13 protein-coding genes are annotated in these 16696 nt (G+C 72.1%); 7 read left to right on the top strand and 6 right to left on the bottom strand.

All coding sequences use genetic code 11. The annotated features are described in order from the left end of the window. Positions 1 to 18 precede the first annotated feature (18 nt). Complete coding sequence (locus VGD70_RS14230; protein ID WP_331081913.1) at positions 19 to 2262, bottom strand: hypothetical protein; 2244 nt, start codon at positions 2260 to 2262, stop codon at positions 19 to 21. A gap of 116 nt (positions 2263 to 2378) precedes the next feature. On the opposite strand from VGD70_RS14230, the gene VGD70_RS14225 reads away from it, so the two are divergent. After that, complete coding sequence (locus VGD70_RS14225; RefSeq protein WP_331081911.1) at positions 2379 to 4550, top strand: exo-alpha-sialidase; 2172 nt, start codon at positions 2379 to 2381, stop codon at positions 4548 to 4550. A 47-nt stretch (positions 4551 to 4597) separates the two neighbouring features. Here the strand turns inward: VGD70_RS14225 and VGD70_RS14220 are convergent, their stop codons facing one another. The 5 genes from VGD70_RS14220 to VGD70_RS14200 all read right to left on the bottom strand — a co-directional run bounded on the left by VGD70_RS14220 (position 4598) and on the right by VGD70_RS14200 (position 10240). Further along, positions 4598 to 5824 (bottom strand): DUF418 domain-containing protein, encoded by a 1227-nt coding sequence (locus VGD70_RS14220; RefSeq protein WP_331081909.1) that lies wholly within the window; start codon positions 5822 to 5824, stop codon positions 4598 to 4600. Between the two features lie 112 nt (positions 5825 to 5936). Then, positions 5937 to 6914: a D-2-hydroxyacid dehydrogenase gene (locus VGD70_RS14215; protein ID WP_331081907.1), complete on the bottom strand. Its 978-nt coding sequence runs from the start codon at positions 6912 to 6914 to the stop codon at positions 5937 to 5939. Between the two features lie 4 nt (positions 6915 to 6918). Next, positions 6919 to 8124: a mandelate racemase/muconate lactonizing enzyme family protein gene (locus VGD70_RS14210; RefSeq protein WP_331081905.1), complete on the bottom strand. Its 1206-nt coding sequence runs from the start codon at positions 8122 to 8124 to the stop codon at positions 6919 to 6921. 4 nt (positions 8125 to 8128) lie between these two features. Next, on the bottom strand, positions 8129 to 9091 hold the full coding sequence (locus VGD70_RS14205) for an acetylxylan esterase (RefSeq protein ID WP_331081903.1): 963 nt from the start codon (positions 9089 to 9091) through the stop codon (positions 8129 to 8131). A 30-nt stretch (positions 9092 to 9121) separates the two neighbouring features. Further along, on the bottom strand, positions 9122 to 10240 hold the full coding sequence (locus tag VGD70_RS14200) for a sialidase family protein (protein ID WP_331081901.1): 1119 nt from the start codon (positions 10238 to 10240) through the stop codon (positions 9122 to 9124). A 113-nt stretch (positions 10241 to 10353) separates the two neighbouring features. Here VGD70_RS14200 and VGD70_RS14195 point away from each other — a divergent pair, with 113 nt between their 5' ends. The 6 genes from VGD70_RS14195 to VGD70_RS14170 form a co-directional block, all read left to right on the top strand. Beyond that, positions 10354 to 11172 carry an IclR family transcriptional regulator gene (locus VGD70_RS14195; RefSeq protein WP_331081899.1) on the top strand — a complete coding sequence of 273 codons (819 nt, stop codon included), beginning with the start codon at positions 10354 to 10356 and terminating at the stop codon, positions 11170 to 11172. Positions 11173 to 11295: 123 nt separating this feature from the next. Beyond that, entirely contained in the window at positions 11296 to 12903 is a 1608-nt protein-coding gene (locus VGD70_RS14190) for an ABC transporter substrate-binding protein (RefSeq protein ID WP_331081897.1), read from the top strand. A gap of 67 nt (positions 12904 to 12970) precedes the next feature. Then, positions 12971 to 13930 (top strand): ABC transporter permease, encoded by a 960-nt coding sequence (locus tag VGD70_RS14185; protein ID WP_331081895.1) that lies wholly within the window; start codon positions 12971 to 12973, stop codon positions 13928 to 13930. Continuing rightward, a complete protein-coding gene (gene opp4C, locus VGD70_RS14180) occupies positions 13927 to 14829 on the top strand; it encodes an oligopeptide ABC transporter permease (RefSeq protein WP_331081893.1) in 903 nt (300 codons plus the stop codon). The genes VGD70_RS14185 and opp4C overlap by 4 nt, the downstream gene beginning before the upstream one ends. 4 nt (positions 14830 to 14833) lie before the next feature. Then, entirely contained in the window at positions 14834 to 15856 is a 1023-nt protein-coding gene (locus VGD70_RS14175) for an ABC transporter ATP-binding protein (RefSeq protein WP_331081891.1), read from the top strand. Then, positions 15846 to 16696: oligopeptide/dipeptide ABC transporter ATP-binding protein (locus VGD70_RS14170; RefSeq protein WP_331081889.1), on the top strand; the 851-nt coding region annotated here is incomplete at its 3' end. The genes VGD70_RS14175 and VGD70_RS14170, both read left to right, overlap by 11 nt.

Raw genomic sequence — 16696 nt, 5'->3', positions numbered from 1 at the left:
GGGCACCCACGGCACCGGTCAGCCGGCGGTGTATCCGACGTCGTCGACCAGCCAGTCGTCGCCTGTGGGGATGGTGCCTGCCGAGGACAGCTCGAACCTGCCCAGGCCCGCGGCCGGGTCGGTGGGCGCGACCGTCGCGACCAGCTGGCCGTTCGCGTACAGGCGGGCCGTGCCGCCGGCCGTCGCCTCCACGCGGAGGGTGTTCCACGCGTTCGCCACGAGCGCGGTCGCGTTCAGCTGGGTGCCCCACGACTGCAGGGCGGCGTCCCACCGGTACAGCCGGCCGGCCGCGTTCAGGTGGAAGTGGTACGCGGCGGTCCCGTCCGCGCCCCTCATCGTGAAGCTGACCGAGTTGTTCGCCTGCCCGTACGCGCGGACCCGGAACTCGACCGTGGCGGCGGTCGACGACGCGTGCGTCCACCCGACCACCGACCCGGCGGAGGCGCTGTCGTCGCGCAGCCGGAGGAACCGCGAGGAGATCCGGTCGGCCGCGCTCACCGTCGACTGGTCGACGACGGTGGCCATCGTCGAGGACGTGAGGCCGTTGCCGCGCGGGGCCTGGCCCGGGTAGTCGTGCTCGAAGCCGTCGAGCGTGGTGTACAGCTCGACCTCGTGCAGGAACGCCGCGGTGGGGTCGGTGATCGGGTTCGGGTCGCTGATCCGCACGTACTGCGCGCGGACCGGCGCGGTGAACGGCCGGACGATGCCGTCGCGCGCGCCGCGGGCCGGGGTCGACCACGTCGTGCCGTCGAGGGAGGTCTCGAGCCGGACGTCGGTGCTGCCCTGCAGGTTCACGTGCAGGCCGAGCCCGGTGACGTCGACGGGACGGGGCAGGCGCATGGTCACACCGCGGTTCGGCGTCACGAGGCTGGCGTCGGTGCGCGGGTCGCCGTCGAACGCGTACGCGGCCAGCGACGCGCGGCACCCGGCGGTGTCGCCGGGGCAGTAGCCGTACCGGCTCAGCGTCGGGTCGAGCACGGTCAGCTCGCCGCGGCGGAACATCGTCGTGAGGTCGGCCTTGCCCCACTGGTCGGTGTCGACCTCGACCCAGGACTTCCACAACGCGTTGGTCGCGGTGTAGTTGGGGCCGCCGACGTCGGCCGGGCAGCCCCAGCCGGACGCGCAGTTGTCCCCGGTCGCGAGCAGCCGGTTGCCGCCGATCGGCATGATGCCGACGGTGCCGCTGGAGCCGAGGTGGCGCATCGGCCGGTCCGCCGCGCCACCGCCCTCGTGCCAGCCGTCGGGCCGGCCGCCGGTGGTCGGGTTGTTCTTGTAGACGGTCACCGGCGCGGTCCAGCTGGTTCCCTTGCCGTCGAAGGAGATCCGCAGCAGGTTGTCGGGCCGGCCGGAGGCCAGTGCGAGCGAGCCGTTGCCGAGCATCTTCACGCTCGGCGAGTTGCCGCCGTCGCTGGACAGGCGCACCGCCGCGCCCCAGCCGGTGCCGCTCTGTGTGGGCGCCTTGCGGGTGTACAGCGCGACGTTGGCCGGGATGCCCGCGACCGGGTTCTCGTCCTTGCGCTGCACCGCGATGAGCCCGCCGTCGCTGGTCGGCGCGAGGTTGGCCTCGTTCCAGCCGGCGCCGGTGGCCAGCTGCGCCACCTCGGTCCACGTCACGCCCGCGTCGGTGCTGCGGACCACCACGGTGAACGGCACCGAGCCCGCGGTGTAGATGCCGTACATCGTCGCGAGCATCGTCTTGCCGTCGCCGAGCAGGAGGGGCCCCTGGTTGAACCGCGACCACGCGATGGCCTGGGAGAACGTCACCGTGGCGGTGCCGGCGTCGACCCAGCTGGTGGGGGTCATCATCCGGCGGTTGAACTGGCGCCGGCAGATGGACAGGTCCGTGCACGACGGCTGGGTGACGCTGAGGTCCTCGAAGTCGATGGTGATCACCCCGCCGGACGCGATCGCGAGGCGCACCAGGTTGGACACCTGCAGCGCGCCGTCCGCCGACGGGTAGTCGGGCCAGGTGACGCCGCCGTCGGTCGACTGGCGGATCCGGTTCCCGCGCTCGCCGGGCAGGTCGCGCTTGCTGTTGTAGGCCAGCATGATCCGCGAGCTGCGGGAGCCGTCGGGCGCGGTCGAGCCGGCGTCGAACACCGCCGGGTAGCCGGCGTAGTCCTCGGTGCTCGCGGCGGTGTAGAAGATCGAACCTGTCGGTATGTGTGAGTGGTCGACACCCGGCTCGGCGGCCGCGGGTGACGGGACCTGGAGGACGGAGAGGGCCAGTACGGCGAGGAAGACGGCACGAAGGCGACTCATGGCAGGGCTCCTTTGCGTCCGTCCCGTTATAAATGAAAGTGCGTTCCATGTACAGATCTGTTGACATGAAACGCGCTTCCATACATATTTCCGCTGATCCGAACAGGGAGGTGCCCATGGGCCAGCGGAAGATCAGGCTCGGTGCGGTGGTCGTCGGCGTGCTGTGCTGCCTGACCCTCGTGGCCGGCGCGCAGGTGCAGGCCGAGCCACCGCCGCTCGCCGACGGCGCGCCCGGCGGCCAGCACGCCGTGTCGGCAGGCGCCGAGTGGACCGTCTGGAGCCCGGGCCCCGGGATGGTCGCCAACTACCCGCAGACCTTCGCCACCGACGTCGTCGTCGACGGGGTCACCCGCAAGAAGGTCTTCACCTACTGGAACAACACCGTCGACGGCGCCGCCTACGCCACCGCGGGCGGGCTCGGCGTGTCCAGCGACAACGGCCTGACCTTCGACACCTCCCGCGTGCAGGGCTCGGTCACCGGCGGCACCAGGCTCGACGACGGATCCCTGCTGGCCGCCCACTTCCTGCTCGACCAGGCCGGCCCGACCACGTTCAGGATCAAGACCTCGCGCTCGACCGACCTCGGCGCCACGTGGACCGACGGCTGGGCACCGCTCGACCCCGGCAAGTACCGGTTCTCCTGGCTGCGCGTGCACCGCGGCTTCGTCCGCACCGGCGACGGCACGCTGCTCATGCCCCTGTACGGGCGCACCACCACCGAGACCGTCGACAGCAGCTTCCTCGCGGCCAGCACCGACAGCGGGGCGAGCTGGACCGTCCGCTCGCGGATCAGCGACGCGGACAAGCCCGGCACCAACGAGACGGCCATCGCGCACACGTCCGACGGCCGGCTGATCGCGTTCCTGCGCAACGTCAACGAGGTCGACCTCATGCAGGCCTACTCCGACGACGACGGTCGCACGTGGACGAAGCCGACGGTGATCGTGGTGCCGAGCGGGGCGCCGACCGGCCTCGCCGACCCCGGTGTCGTGCTCCAGCCCAACGGGATGCTCGTGCTCACCTACGGCCGGCCGGACAACACCGTGCTGGTCAGCCGGGACGGCACCGGCCGGACCTGGGACGACTACGAGAACGTGTTCGTCAACAAGCCGCGGCAGACCTGGCCGGGCAACACGCACGGCTCCAGCGGCAACACCTCGATCGCGAACGTCGGCGCCAACCGCAGCATGGTCTTCGGCGACACCTGCGGCCACCAGTGGATGTGCCGCGAGAAGGGCCAGCAGTACCGGATCTGGGCCCGCCGCGTCGACGCGGTGACCCCGGGCACCGGCAAGATCGACCTCGCCGCCAAGGTGCGGGCCGGCACGGTCAAGCTCGCCGGCACGGTCACCCCGGCCGACCCGGCGTTCCCGGAGACCCGGCTCGAGGGCGCGGTCGACGGCAGCGCCGAGCGGTACGCGGCGGCCCGCCTCACCGGCAAGCCCGAGCTGACGATCACCCTGGACCGGGCGTACCGGCTGAACCGGGTCGGCCTCATGCTGGGCTACGGCCTCCCGCAGGACGCCGACGTCGCGTTCTCGGTGGACGGCGAGCACTGGGACAGGCCGGTCGTGAAGGCCAGGAACAGCACGGACTTCGCGCTGCGCTACCAGGACTTCAGGCCCACCTGGGCGCGGTACGTCAAGATCACCGGGCCGAAGGACCGGCTCGCCGCGGTGACCGAGCTCGAGCTGTACTCGGCGGACACCCTGACCTTCGAGAACGACGCGACGAACGCCCCGCCGCGCGGGTTCGTCGACACCCGCTACGCGTTCGTCAACGACACGATCATGTCCGGCGCCACGAGCGGCCGCTGGCTGAGCCTGGTCGACGCGGACGGCGACGCGGCCGCGACCGCCACGCTGCCGACCAGGCAGGTGGGTGCGCAGCGGCTGGACTACGCCTACGCGGCCACCCAGTACGCGTCCGGGATGCGGATGCTGGTGCGCGGCAAGGACCCGGCGGGCAACGACGTCAACCCGTGGCAGTTCACCCTGGTCCCGTCCGGCCCGGGCTTCAAGCTCACCGCGTTCGACGGCACGGCCTGGCGCGACGTCGGCGTGACCAGGACCCGCCCGCCGAACCAGGTCTGGACCACCGTGCGTATCGACACCACCCGGACCACGGCCACGATCACCATCGGCGGCGAGACGCTCACCACGACCGTGCGCGCGGCGGAGGCGAAGGGGTTCACCGGCGTCACGTTCGACACGGCCGTCCCGAACACCCCGGTCCAGTCCGGCATGCAGCACGACTTCGACGACATCCAGGTGACCGCGCTGGACTGAGCCCGACAGACCCCGCGGCCGGCGGGTCGCCGGCCGCGGGGTCGTGCTCAGGCGGCGCCGACCGTGGCCGGCTCGGGCCGCTGCTTCGGGGTGGCGTAGGCGCGGCCGTAGGTGAGGCGGCGGTAGACCACCTCGGCCGGGCCGCGGATGTCCCGCCGGCGCATCACGTCGGCGATCACGACCGTGGCCACCCACACCGCGACCCCCGTGCCCAGCGCGGCGAGGTCGGACATCGTGTTGCCCAGGCCCAGCAGGTACGGCGCGCCGAGCCCCAGCCAGGCCACCGACTGCAGCAGGTAGCAGGTCATCGACCGCTGGCCGGTGGCCGCGAGCGCGGTGACCACCGGTCCGCGCCGGTTGCCGAGCCGGATGGCGATGAGCGCGATGACCGCCGCGTAGCCGAAGCCACCCGCGTAGCTGGCGATGAGGTTGAGCCAGTACGCGCCGATGTAGGCCAGCGGCGACGCCTCGCCCAGCACGCCGGTGTTGATCAGCGCGTAGGGCAGGCCGCCGAGCGCCGTGCCGACGATGCCGAGCACCGCGACCTTGCGCAGGAACGCGCGGTGCCGCTCCGGCTCGTCCAGCAGCCGCCGGCGGGCCGCCCAGATGCCGATCAGGAACGGGAAGACGGTCGTGCCGATCACCAGCGGGATCATCAGCGGCCAGCCGAGCCGGTAGATCAGGTCGTCGGCCGGGTTCGTCGGGACCGAGCCGTCGCCGGACACGACCTGGTACAGCATCGGCACGCCGATCGAGTAGACGAGCGTCCCGACCGCGAGCCAGGTGAACGCGCGGGTCAGCAGCTTGCGCCCGGTGAACCGCAGCGCACCCGCGAACAGCAGCGCGACCAGGCCGTACACCGACAGGATGTCGCCGAAGGCCAGCAGCACGGTGTGCAGGAGGCCGATGACCATGAGCCAGCGCCCGCGCCGGCGCAGCAGCGCCCGCACGACCGGCCACTCGCGTCCCTCGGCGGTGCTGCGCAGGTAGATCTGGGCCACGCCGTACCCGAAGAGCCCGGCGAACAACGCGAACCCGCGGTCGTCGGCGAACAGCGTGACCAGGCAGCTCAGCACCTGGGAGAGCGGGTCGGACACCGCGTACCCCGGGCCGCCCGCGCTGGCCCACGCGGACCGGAACACCGACGCGTGCACGAGCGCGATGAGCAGCAGCATGAGGCCGCGGGACAGGTCGGGGGCGAGGGAGCGCAGCGCGGTCGACCGCGGCCCCATCGCCCCCAGCGGTGGCGAGTTCTCGGTCTGTCTTTCGGACATGTGGGCTTCCGTTCGGTCAGCCGCTCATGGCGGAGCTACCCCAGTGGTGCACGTCAGAGGCAAATAGACCGCTGCGAACTCGAAGCCCGCTCAAGATCCAGTCGAGATTGGTTCAGCCAATCTTGTGCCGCGCGACCTCGTTGCGTAGTGGCGCGCCGGCCGCGAAGCGGGACACGTTGTCGGCGAACAGGTCCCACAGGCGGGGCAGGAAGTAGGTGCTGCCGGTCGACCCGGACACGTGCGGGCTGAGCACTGTGTTCGGCGCGGTCCAGAACGGGTCGTCCGGCGGCATCGGCTCGCGGTAGTGGACGTCGAGGGCGGCGCCGGCGATCGTCCCGTCCCGCAGCGCCGCGAGCAGGGCCTGCTCGTCGACGAGGTGCGCGCGGGCCGGGTTCAGCAGCACCGCGTGGCGGGGGAGCCAGCCAAGCTCCTCGGCACCGAAGCGGCCGGCCGTCTCGTCGGTCAGCGGGGCGGTGAGCACCAGGAAGTCCAGCCCCGCCAGGAACTCACGCAGCTCGGCCGGGGTGAAGAAGCGGTCCGGCCCGGCCGGCAGTGGGCCGGGCACCGAGTAGCGCGGGGTGCGCCGGGACAGCGCCCACACCTCGAGCCCGAGCGCGCGGCAGACCCGGGCGACCTCGCCGCCGATGCTGCCGTAGCCGAACACGCCGACCCGCCGGCCGCGCAGCTCCGCCTGGTACACCCGCTCCCGCGTGTACGTCGCGCCGGCCTGCGCCCGCAGCATCCCCGGGTAGTCGCGGGCGAAGCTGAGCATCATCAGCACGCACCACTCGGCGATCGGGATGTCGTTGACCCCGCTGGCGTTCGTCACCCGCACCCGCGGGTCGAGGCCGAGCCCGGCGAGCTGCCGGTAGCCGGCCGAGCCGAGCTGGATCCACCTCAGCGACCCGAGGTCGGCGACGTTGGCCGGGCAGTTGTCGGCGAACAGCACGGTCACGTCCCCGACGTCCGGGACGGTCTCGCCCGGCCCGATGGGCCCGCGCCGGGTGATCACGGCGTCCGGCAGGAGCTCCTCGACCCGGCGGAGCCCCGCGGGGTCCACCGGCTGCGCGACCAGCACCTCCACGTCCACGTGGCTAGCTCCTCATCAGCTTGCCGGGCACGCTCGAGAACTCCTCCGCGCCGGGGACGAACGGGTAGGTCTCCTTGACCCGGTCGGACAGCGTGATGCCGAGGCCCGGCGTGTCCGGCGCGGTGAGGAACCCGTCGTGGAACCGCAGCGAGTCGCCCCAGATCTCGGTGTGCAGCGGTCCCGGGTCGGGTGGCAGCTCGACGATGGCGGTGTTCGGGGCGGCGAACGCGGCATGCACGTTCTGCATGACCGCGCCGCCCGCACCCCACGCGTGCGGCGCGACCCGGTCGAACATCCGGGCGACCTCGCCGAACTGGGACATCCCGAGCCACGCGGCGTCCGGCTGGGCGATGTCGAGGCAGCCGCGCTCGGCGAAGCGCGCGAACTCGTCCGGTGTGGACAGCTGCTCGCCGCCGGCGACCGGCACGGGGGAGCGCAGCCGCGCGTACCCGGCGAGGTCGCCGTAGGGCAGCGGCTCCTCGAACAGGTAGACGTCGTGCGGCGCCAGCGCGTCGAGCACCGCGCCCGCCGTGCCGGCGTCCCACCGGTCCGGGCCCTCCCGGTGTCCCATGTGGCCGTCCAGCAGGATGCCCACGTCCGGGCCGAGGTGCCGGCGCAGCGCCTCGACCTTGGCCGCCTCGAGCGCCACGGGCTCGCCGCCGACCTCCTGCCGGCTGACCGGGTCCACGTAGCCCGAGGAGACCTTGACCGCGGTGAAGCCGAGCCCGAGGTAGTGGTCGAACTTCCGGAGCAGGTCGGCCGCGGGCCACGGGGACGGCCCGCCGGTCGCGTAGGCCGGCAGCCGGCCGTGCCGCGCGCCGCCGAGCAGCGCGTGCACCGGCACGCCGAGGAGCTTGCCCTTCAGGTCCCACAGCGCGGCCTCGACCCCGGCGAGCACGGCCGCGCCGAGGCCGACCCGGCCCCAGTAGGCGCAGCACAGCCGCATCCGCGCGCACAGCGCCGGCACATCGAGGTCGGCCGGGTCGGCGAAGGGCTCGGCGCCGGTGAGGATCGGCCGCACGTAGTCCACGACCAGCGGCACGCTCTCCGGGAAGAAGTAGCCGGCGTAGGTCTCGCCGACGCCGACCTCGCCGGTGCTCAGCCGGATCTCGACGAACGCCGCGCTGCGCAGCCGCTTGAACGGGAGCAGCCACGGGTCCGCCGTGCAGGGACCGGTGAGCAGCACGGTGGTCACGTCCGCCAGGCGCACGGCCTCAGAGCTCGCGCATCAGGGTGAACACGGCGTCGTCGTGGCCGGGCAGGTCCTCGTGGGCGAAGTCGGGGTAGAGCACGTAGGACTTCTCGCCGCCGAGCTTGTTGTAGGCGGCGAACTGGGTGGACGGCGGGCAGACCTCGTCGCCGAGGGCCACGGTCATGACCGTCCGCGCGGTGACCCGCGGCGCGAGGTGCTGGATGTCGACGTAGCCGAGCCGGGTGAAGATCTCGTCCTCGCGCAGGTGCAGCGGGTCGCGGCGGCGGAAGTACTCGGCGATCTCGGCGTACGCCGAGTCGTCGAGGTCGAGCTCCCACGCCCGCCGGTAGTCGGACAGGAACGGGTACGCGGGCGCGGCGATCTTGATCCGCGGCTCCAGCGCCGCACAGGCCAGCGTCAGCGCGCCGCCCTGGCTGTTGCCGGCCGCCCCGACCCGGTCGGCGTCGACGTCGTCCATCGCGCCCACGATGCGGGCCAGCCGCACGGTGTCGAGGAAGACGTGCCGGTAGAGCATGGTGTCCGGCTCGTCGTCGACGCCGCGCAGCAGGTAGCTCGCCATCGTCCAGCCGGCCGGCGACAGCCGTTCCTCGGAGAGCCCGGCCTGGGCCCGCACGTCCAGCGCGGCCACCGTGTACCCGAGCGCGACGTAGGGCAGCAGGTCCACCCAGCTGCCGGAGTCGCCGCGGTAGCCGTGGAACCGCAGCAGCGCGGGGTGCGGCTCGCTCGCCGCCAGGGGCGCCAGCAGCTTCGCGTGCACCCGGGCGCCGCCGGTGCCGGTGAAGTACAGGTGCGCGCAGCGCGCGTAGGGCGCCTGGAACTCCGCCGGCACGATCTCCACGTCGGCGGGCAGACCGTCCAGTTCGGACAGCGCGCGGGCCCAGTACGCGTCGAAGTCGGCCGGGCGCGGGTTCCTACCGGGGTAGGTCAGCAGCTGCTCGAACGGCATGTCGAAGGTCAGTGGCACGCGCGCTCCCCGAGGTCGTCGTGGCGGTGGTCAGAGGTAGTCCCCGAACCGGGTGTACGTGCCGCCGATGATCTTGCGGGCGGCGTCGTAGTACACGGTGAAGAACCTAGCCGGGCCGAGCTGGACGCTGCTCGGGTAGCTCTCGTCGAACGCGCCGCCGGAGTACAGGAGCCTGGCCGGGTGCCGCACGCCGTCCGCGGTGATCAGCTGGCCGACGGTCGGCCGCCCGGGGCCGAACACGCCGGACGTGTCACCCCACGTGTGCAGGATGGTCCGGCGGTCGCCCTGCGGCAGGGTCAGCAGGTCCGACGCCTGCTCGCGGTAGGCGCCGACCGTCGTCGCTGGTGCCCAGGTTCGGCCGCCGTCCGTCGAGGACGTCCAGTAGCCGACGCCGGTACCGCGGATGGCCAGCTGGATCGAGCCGTCGCCCAGCCGGGTGAGCGCGGGCTCGTTGAACTTGTCGCCGGCCGCGTGCCGGGCCACCAGCGTCTCGGCCGGCCAGCTGCGGCCGCCGTCGCGCGAGCGCAGCACCGAGATCGACGGACTCGCGTCGTCCGGGGTGTTGCCGTACACGGGCAGCAGCAGCGTGCCGTCCGGCAGCTCGAGGATCTTCGCCGAGGTGGCGGCCCACGGCGTGGAGTAGCCGACCGGCGGGATCGTCCAGGACCCGTTGCCGAACAGCTGCGAGCGCGCCCGCACCGGCGCGGACCAGCTGCGGCCGCCGTCGGTGGACCGGGCCGTCCACACGCCACCCGGGGTGGGCAGCGGCTTCGTGGACCAGTCGGTCTCGAACCAGCTCATGACCAGCGTGCCCGAGGCCAGCTCGACGATCGACGGGTCGCGGTCGTCGAGCGCGGTGTCGACGGCGACGGCCGGCGTGCTCCACGTGCGGCCGCCGTCGTGGCTGCGGGTCATCGCGATCCGGCCGTCGGGTCCCAGGTGGCTGGTCGAGTCGTAGTACACGACCAGCAGGTCGCCGTCGCGCAGCCGCTCGACGGTGGGGAACCAGGTGGAGCGCGCGCCGGACGCGCTCGCGACCACCACGTCGGGCCCTGCCGGGTCGGTGGCCGCGGCGGCCGGGCCGGCACCCGCGGCGATGCCCCCGAGCAGCGCGGCCGCGAGGGCGAGCACACCGAGCTGTGTCCGCATCGTTCTGACCTCCAGGCACGGTAAGGAATCTCGCTGCACACCCGAACAGGAACAGCGTTCCATGTCAACGCGGTGGGTTGACATCCGGCGCGCCGGGGCAGGAGTATCCCAATGTGAAACGGGATTTCGCAGGGGCGACCCGGTCGACGCTGCACACGCACGCGCTGACCCGCGGCCTGTCCATGCTGGAGCTGCTGGCCAGGGGGACCGTGCCGCGCACGCTGGGCGAGATCCACCAGGAGACCGGCCTGCCCAAGAGCACCCTGGTCCGGCTGCTCGCCACGCTCACCGAGCTGGAGTTCGTGGTGCGGGTGGACGAGCGGCCCGCGTACCGGCTGGGGTACAAGGTCATGGAGCTGGCCAGGGCGCACGTGCGTGGCCTGGATCTGTCCGAGGTGGCCGGTGGGCAGCTCGCCGGCCTCGCCGAGCGCACCCAGCAGACCAGCAACCTCGGCGTGCTCGACGGCGAGGTCGTGCTGCACGTGTGCGTCGCCCAGCCCGACCGGCCGCTGCGGTTCCGCACAGTGGCCGGCGCCCGCGCGCACACGCACTGCACAGGCCTGGGCAAGATGCTGCTCGCCGCGCTGCCCGAGGCGGAGGTCGACGACCACCTGCCCGCCGGCCCGCTGACCCGGTCCACCGCACGCACGCTGACCAGCCGGGACACCCTGCGCCGCGAGCTGGCCGCCACCGCCGAGCGGGGCTACGCGCTGGACGACAACGAGAACAGCGAGGGTCTGCGCTGCCTCGCGGTGCCCGTCGCGGCGGGCGGTACCGTGCTCGCCGCGGTGAGCGTGGCCGGGCCGGCCGCGGAGTTCGAGCCGGCGCACCACGCCGGCCTGCTGGCGCAGCTGCGGGCGACGGCGACCGAACTGGCCGGCGACCCCGCCGTGGTCGCGGCCTTGCGCGAGCTCGTCGGGGAACGATCGTGAAACGTCGTTCCGAGAGTCTTTACCTCAGGCTTCGCGATGGCTAAGTTGTGCTCACTTGAAACACGGTTTCGGAAAGCCCTGGCGTCACTCCGGGAGGTGCCAGCCGACGTGAGAGGCGAAGGTATGAAGTCACCCGCACGCCATCTGAGGTGGGCCGTCGCGGTCCTGCTGGCCTCCGGGCTCGCGGCCGGCTGTGCCGGCCCGCAGACCGACAACTCGGGCGGCTCCGGTGGAGGCGCCGTCAACATCGTGCTCTACCAGAAGCCCACGCTGTTCAGCCCGATCGAGCCGGCGCAGGGCGCGAACCAGCAGGTCATGTCGCTGATCTACCAGAGCCTCATGGTCGCCGACCCGAACCTGAAGCTGGTGCCGCAGCTCGCGGAGAGTGTCGACGTCTCGCCGGACGCCACCACGTTCACCTTCCACCTGACGAAGGGTCTGAAGTGGAGCGACGGTGAGCCGTTCACGTCCGCGGACGTGCTGTTCACCCACCAGCTGCTGGCCAACCCGAAGACCACCTCGGCCTCGGTCGGCTCCTATGCCGACGTCAAGGGCGCCAAGGAGGTGACCGACGGCAAGGCCGAGACGCTGTCGGGCCTGACCGCGCCGGACGACTCGACGTTCGTCGTCACCACGACCAAGGCCAACTACGGCATCATCGCCCAGATCGGCGTCTACCCGATCATCCCCAAGCACATCCTCGGCGACAAGCCGCTCGACCAGGTGGCCAAGGACCCGTTCTTCACCAAGCCGACCGTCGGCCTCGGCCCGTTCCAGTTCGTCACCTACAAGACCGACCAGTACGTCGAGCTGAAGGCCAACCCGAACTTCCCGACGAAGCCCGGCGTCGACAAGGTGTACCTCAAGCCGCTGACCGCCGACGTCGCCACCGCGCAGCTCGGCACCGGTGAGCTCGACATCGCGCCGATCGCGCCCACCGACAAGGACGCGCTCGACGCCGCCAAGCTCGACTTCAAGCCCTCGCCCGACGGCGGCTTCGTCCGGATCGGCGTGAACCACACGCAGGCCCGGTTCAAGGACAAGCGGATCCGCCAGGCGCTGCTGTACGGCATCGACCGCAAGTCCATCATCGACAGCGCGCTGCCCGGGGTCGGCAAGCCCCGCAACTCCGCGTTCGACCCGTCGGTGTCCGGCAAGGACATCGAGCAGTACGCCTACAACCCGGACAAGGCCAAGCAGCTGCTGTCCGCGGCCGGCTGGGATCCCAACCAGACCGTGCGGCTGTCCTGGATCCCGGGCAGCAACCCGGACCGGGACGCGGCGGCCATCGCCGTGGAGAGCCAGCTCAAGGAGATCGGCGTCAAGATCGAGCTCAAGCAGATCGATCCCAGCGCGGTCACCGACGTCCTCGACAAGATGGACTTCGACCTCTACCTGTTCGGCGGCGGCAACTACGCGGTGGACTCGTGGAACGTCAACGCCATCGAGGGCTGCGACACGTTCTACCCCAACGGCGGCAACATCGTGAAGTTCTGCGACCAGGGGCTGGACGCGAAGCTGAAGCAGGCCAACGGGACCGCCGACGCGTCGGCGCGCATGGCGCTGTACAAGGACGCGGCCAAGATCGACAACGACCTGGTGCCGTACCTGTGGCTCTACACCCCGGGCGGGTTGTGGGCGGTCAACAAGCGGCTGCAGAACTTCCAGCCGCTCAACCCGACCGGTAGCGGCTTCTGGCAGCCGGAGAAGTGGAGCATCGCCGCCGGTTAGTTCCCGCCGTGGCCGGCCCGGGCGCGACCCCGGGCCGGCCGCTCGGCCGCTCGGCAGAGAGGTTGGTATGGCCGCATATCTGGTGCGCCGCGCGCTGATCAGCGTCGTGGTCCTGCTGCTGGTCTCCGTGGGGATCTTCTGGCTCATCCGGCTCGCGCCCGGCGACCCGGTCGAGATGATGCTGCCGGCGGTGAACCGCGGGCCGGGCGCCGAGGCCTACATCGAGGCCAAGCGCGCCGAGCTCGGTTTGGACAAGCCGATCTTCGTGCAGTACTTCATCTGGCTGTCCGACGCGGTGCGCGGCAACCTCGGCTACTCGCTGGACTCCAGCCGGTCGGTGCGGGAGCTGATCGGCGAGCGGATGGGCCCGACGGTGTACCTGATGGGCCTGAGCCTGCTGCTGGCGCTGGTGATCGCGGTCCCGCTCGGGCTGCTCGCCGCCGTGCGCAAGGGCCGGCTCGCCGACTACGCGGCCAGCGTCGTGAGTCTCGGCGCGGTGTGCACGCCGCCGTTCTTCCTCGGCATCCTCGCCATCTACGTGATGTCGCTCAAGCTGGGGCTGCTGCCGTCGGCCGGGATGTCCACGCCGGGCGACGGCAGCGTCGGCGACTCGTTGCTGCACCTGGTGATGCCGCTGTGCATCCTGGGCTTCGCCCAGTCCGGCGTGTTCACCCGCTACATCCGGGCCAGCGTGATCTCCGAGCTGCACAGCGACTACGTGCGCACCGCCGAGGCCAAGGGCGTGAGCACGGTCGGGGTCGTGACCCGGCACGTGCTGCGCAACGCGATGATCCCGGTGATCACGATCGTCGCGCTGTCGCTGCCGGGCCTGCTCGCGGGCGCGGTGGTGATCGAGACCGTGTTCGCCTGGCCCGGCATGGGCCAGATGGCGATCGCCGCGGTGGTGGGCCGGGACTACCCGGTGATCATCGGGTTCGCGCTGGTGGTGGCGGTGCTGGTGCTGCTGTCGAACCTGATCGCCGACCTCCTGTACACGCTGGTGGATCCCCGGGTGAGCTTGCGATGAGTGAGACGATGACCCCACTGGCCACTGTGGACACTGCCGGTGCCGCGCCCGCGTTGCGCTCGCCCGGGCGGATGGCCGTGCGCCGGTTCCTGCGCCACCGGCTGGCCGTGGCCGGGCTGGTCGTGCTGGTGCTGATCGTGCTGGCCACCGTGTTCGCCGGGGTGCTGTCCGGGCACGACCCGACCAAGGTGGACCTGTCCCAGGTGCGCCGGGCGCCGGGCGCCGAGCACTGGCTCGGCACCGACGGCTCCGGCCGCGACGTGCTGGCCCGGCTGCTCTACGCCGGCCGGGTGTCGCTGCTCGTCGGGGTGGCGTCCTCGCTGCTCGCGGTGACGATCGGGACGCTGCTGGGCGCGCTGGCGGGAATCGCCGGCGGCTGGGTGGACAGCACGATCATGCGGGTGGCCGACGTGCTGCTGTCGTTCCCGGTGCTGGTGGTGATGGTGGTGATCGCCGGCATCGTCGGCTCGAGCGTCACGATGATGGTCGTCGCGATCGGTGTGTTCACCTGGCCGACCGCGGGCCGGGTGGTCCGCGGCGTCACGTTGTCGTTGCGGGAGCGGGAGTTCATGCACGCGTCCCGGGCGTTCGGCGCGCGCACCCGGTGGCTGGTCCTGCACCACGTGGTGCCGGCGGTGCTCGGCTCGGTCGTCGTCGTCGCGACGCTGGCCGTGGCGACGGGCATCATGCTCGAGGCGTCGCTGTCCTTCCTCGGCCTGGGGGTCCAGCCGCCGCAGCCGAGCTGGGGCAACATGCTCACCGACGCGCAGCGGCTCACGGTGATCAGCCAGATGCCGTGGCTCTGGATCCCGCCGGGCGTCGCGGTCGCGATCACCGTGCTGAGCGTCAACTTCGTCGGCGACGGCCTGCGCGACGCCGTCGACCCGCGGGAGGGCTGACGCCGTGAGTGAGTTCGCGAGCGAACCGTCGGCACAGGGCGAACCCTTGCTGTCCGTCTCGGACCTGGCCGTCGAGTTCCGGACCGAGGACGGGGTGGCGCGCGCCCTCGACGGGGTGAGCTTCGACGTGCACGCCGGCGAGGTCGTGGCGATCGTCGGTGAGTCGGGGTCGGGCAAGAGCGTCACCGCGTTGTCCGTGCTGGGCCTGCTGCGCCAGCCGCCGGCCAGGGTGCTGGGTGGCGAGGTGCTGCTGCGGGGCCGCGACGTGCTCGCGATGTCGCGGCGGGAGCTGCGGGCGGTGCGGGGCACCGAGGTCGCGATGATCTTCCAGGACCCGATGACCGCGCTGAACCCCGTGCACCGGGTGGGCCGGCAGATCGCCGAGATGATCCGGCTGCACTCGCGGGTGTCCGCGCGCGCCGCGAACGCGCGGGCGGTCGAGCTGCTGGACCTGGTGGGCGTCGCGCAGCCGGCGACCCGGGCGCGGCAGTACCCGCACGAGTTCTCCGGCGGCATGCGCCAGCGCGCGATGATCGCGATGGCCATCGCCAACAACCCGGCGCTGCTGATCGCGGACGAGCCGACGACCGCGCTCGACGTGACGATCCAGGCGCAGGTGCTGGAGCTGCTGCGCACCGCCCAGCAGGAGACCGGCGCGGCCACGGTGCTGATCACGCACGACCTCGGCGTCGTCGCGGAGATGGCCGAGCGGGTGCTGGTGATGTACGCGGGCCGGATCGTCGAGCGGGCCGACGTGCGCCAGCTGTTCGCGCGGCCGCGGCACCCGTACACGGTGGGGTTGCTGGAGAGCGTGCCGCGGCTGGATGTCGAGACCCAGGAGCTGACGCCCATCCCGGGCAGCCCGCCGAGCCTGCTGGTGCGCCGGCCGGGCTGCCCGTTCGCGCCGCGCTGCGCCCTCCGCCGATCCCTTTGCGACGAGGAACGCCCGCCGCTGGTCGACATCGGCGACGGCCGGGCGAGCGCCTGTCACTTCCACGAGGAGCTGGAGGCCGCGCATGCCGGATGAGGTGCTCCGGGTCGAGGGGCTGACGAAGCACTTCCCGATCCGCGGCGGTGTGCTGCGCCGGCAGCGGGGTGCGGTGCGCGCGGTCGACGGCGTGTCGTTCTCGCTGGCGGCGGGGGAGACGCTTGGCCTGGTCGGCGAGTCGGGCTGCGGCAAGACGACGACGAGCCGGCTGGTGGTGCGGCTGCTCGAGCCCACGTCGGGGCGGGTGTTCCTGCGTGGCGAGGACATCACCCGCGCGGGGGCCGAGGAGCTGCGGGCGGTGCGCCGGGAGCTGCAGATCGTGTTCCAGGACCCGTACTCGTCGCTGAGCCCGCGGATGACCGTGCACGATCTCGTCGCCGAACCGCTGCGCATCCAGGGCCGGTACTCCTCCGGTGGCCGCGAGCGGGTGTCGTCGCTGCTGGAGCTGGTCGGCCTGCAGCCCGAGCACGCGAACCGGTACGCGCACGAGTTCTCCGGTGGCCAGCGGCAGCGGATCGGCATCGCGCGCGCCCTCGCGCTCGGCCCGTCGATCCTCGTGCTGGACGAGCCCGTGTCGGCGCTGGACGTCTCGATCCGGGCGCAGGTGATCAACCAGCTGTCGGCCCTGCAGGACGAGCTGGGGCTGGCGTACGTGTTCGTCTCGCACGATCTGTCGGTGGTCCGCCACGTGTGCGACCGGGTGGCGGTGATGTACCTGGGCAAGATCGTGGAGCTGGCGTCCACTTCGGACCTCTACGCGCGGCCGGCGCACCCGTACACCCAGGCCCTGCTCTCGGCGATCCCGATCCCCGACCCGACCCAACGCGGGAAGCGGGAACGCGTGGTGCTGACGGGGGACGTGCCGAGCGCGTCGGCGCC

The sequence above is a fragment of the Actinophytocola sp. genome (assembly GCF_036402745.1).
In the GTDB taxonomy this organism is placed as follows: domain Bacteria; phylum Actinomycetota; class Actinomycetes; order Mycobacteriales; family Pseudonocardiaceae; genus Actinophytocola.
Note: the sequence above shows the minus strand (reverse complement) of the source record. Positions and strands in the feature narration are given on the sequence as shown.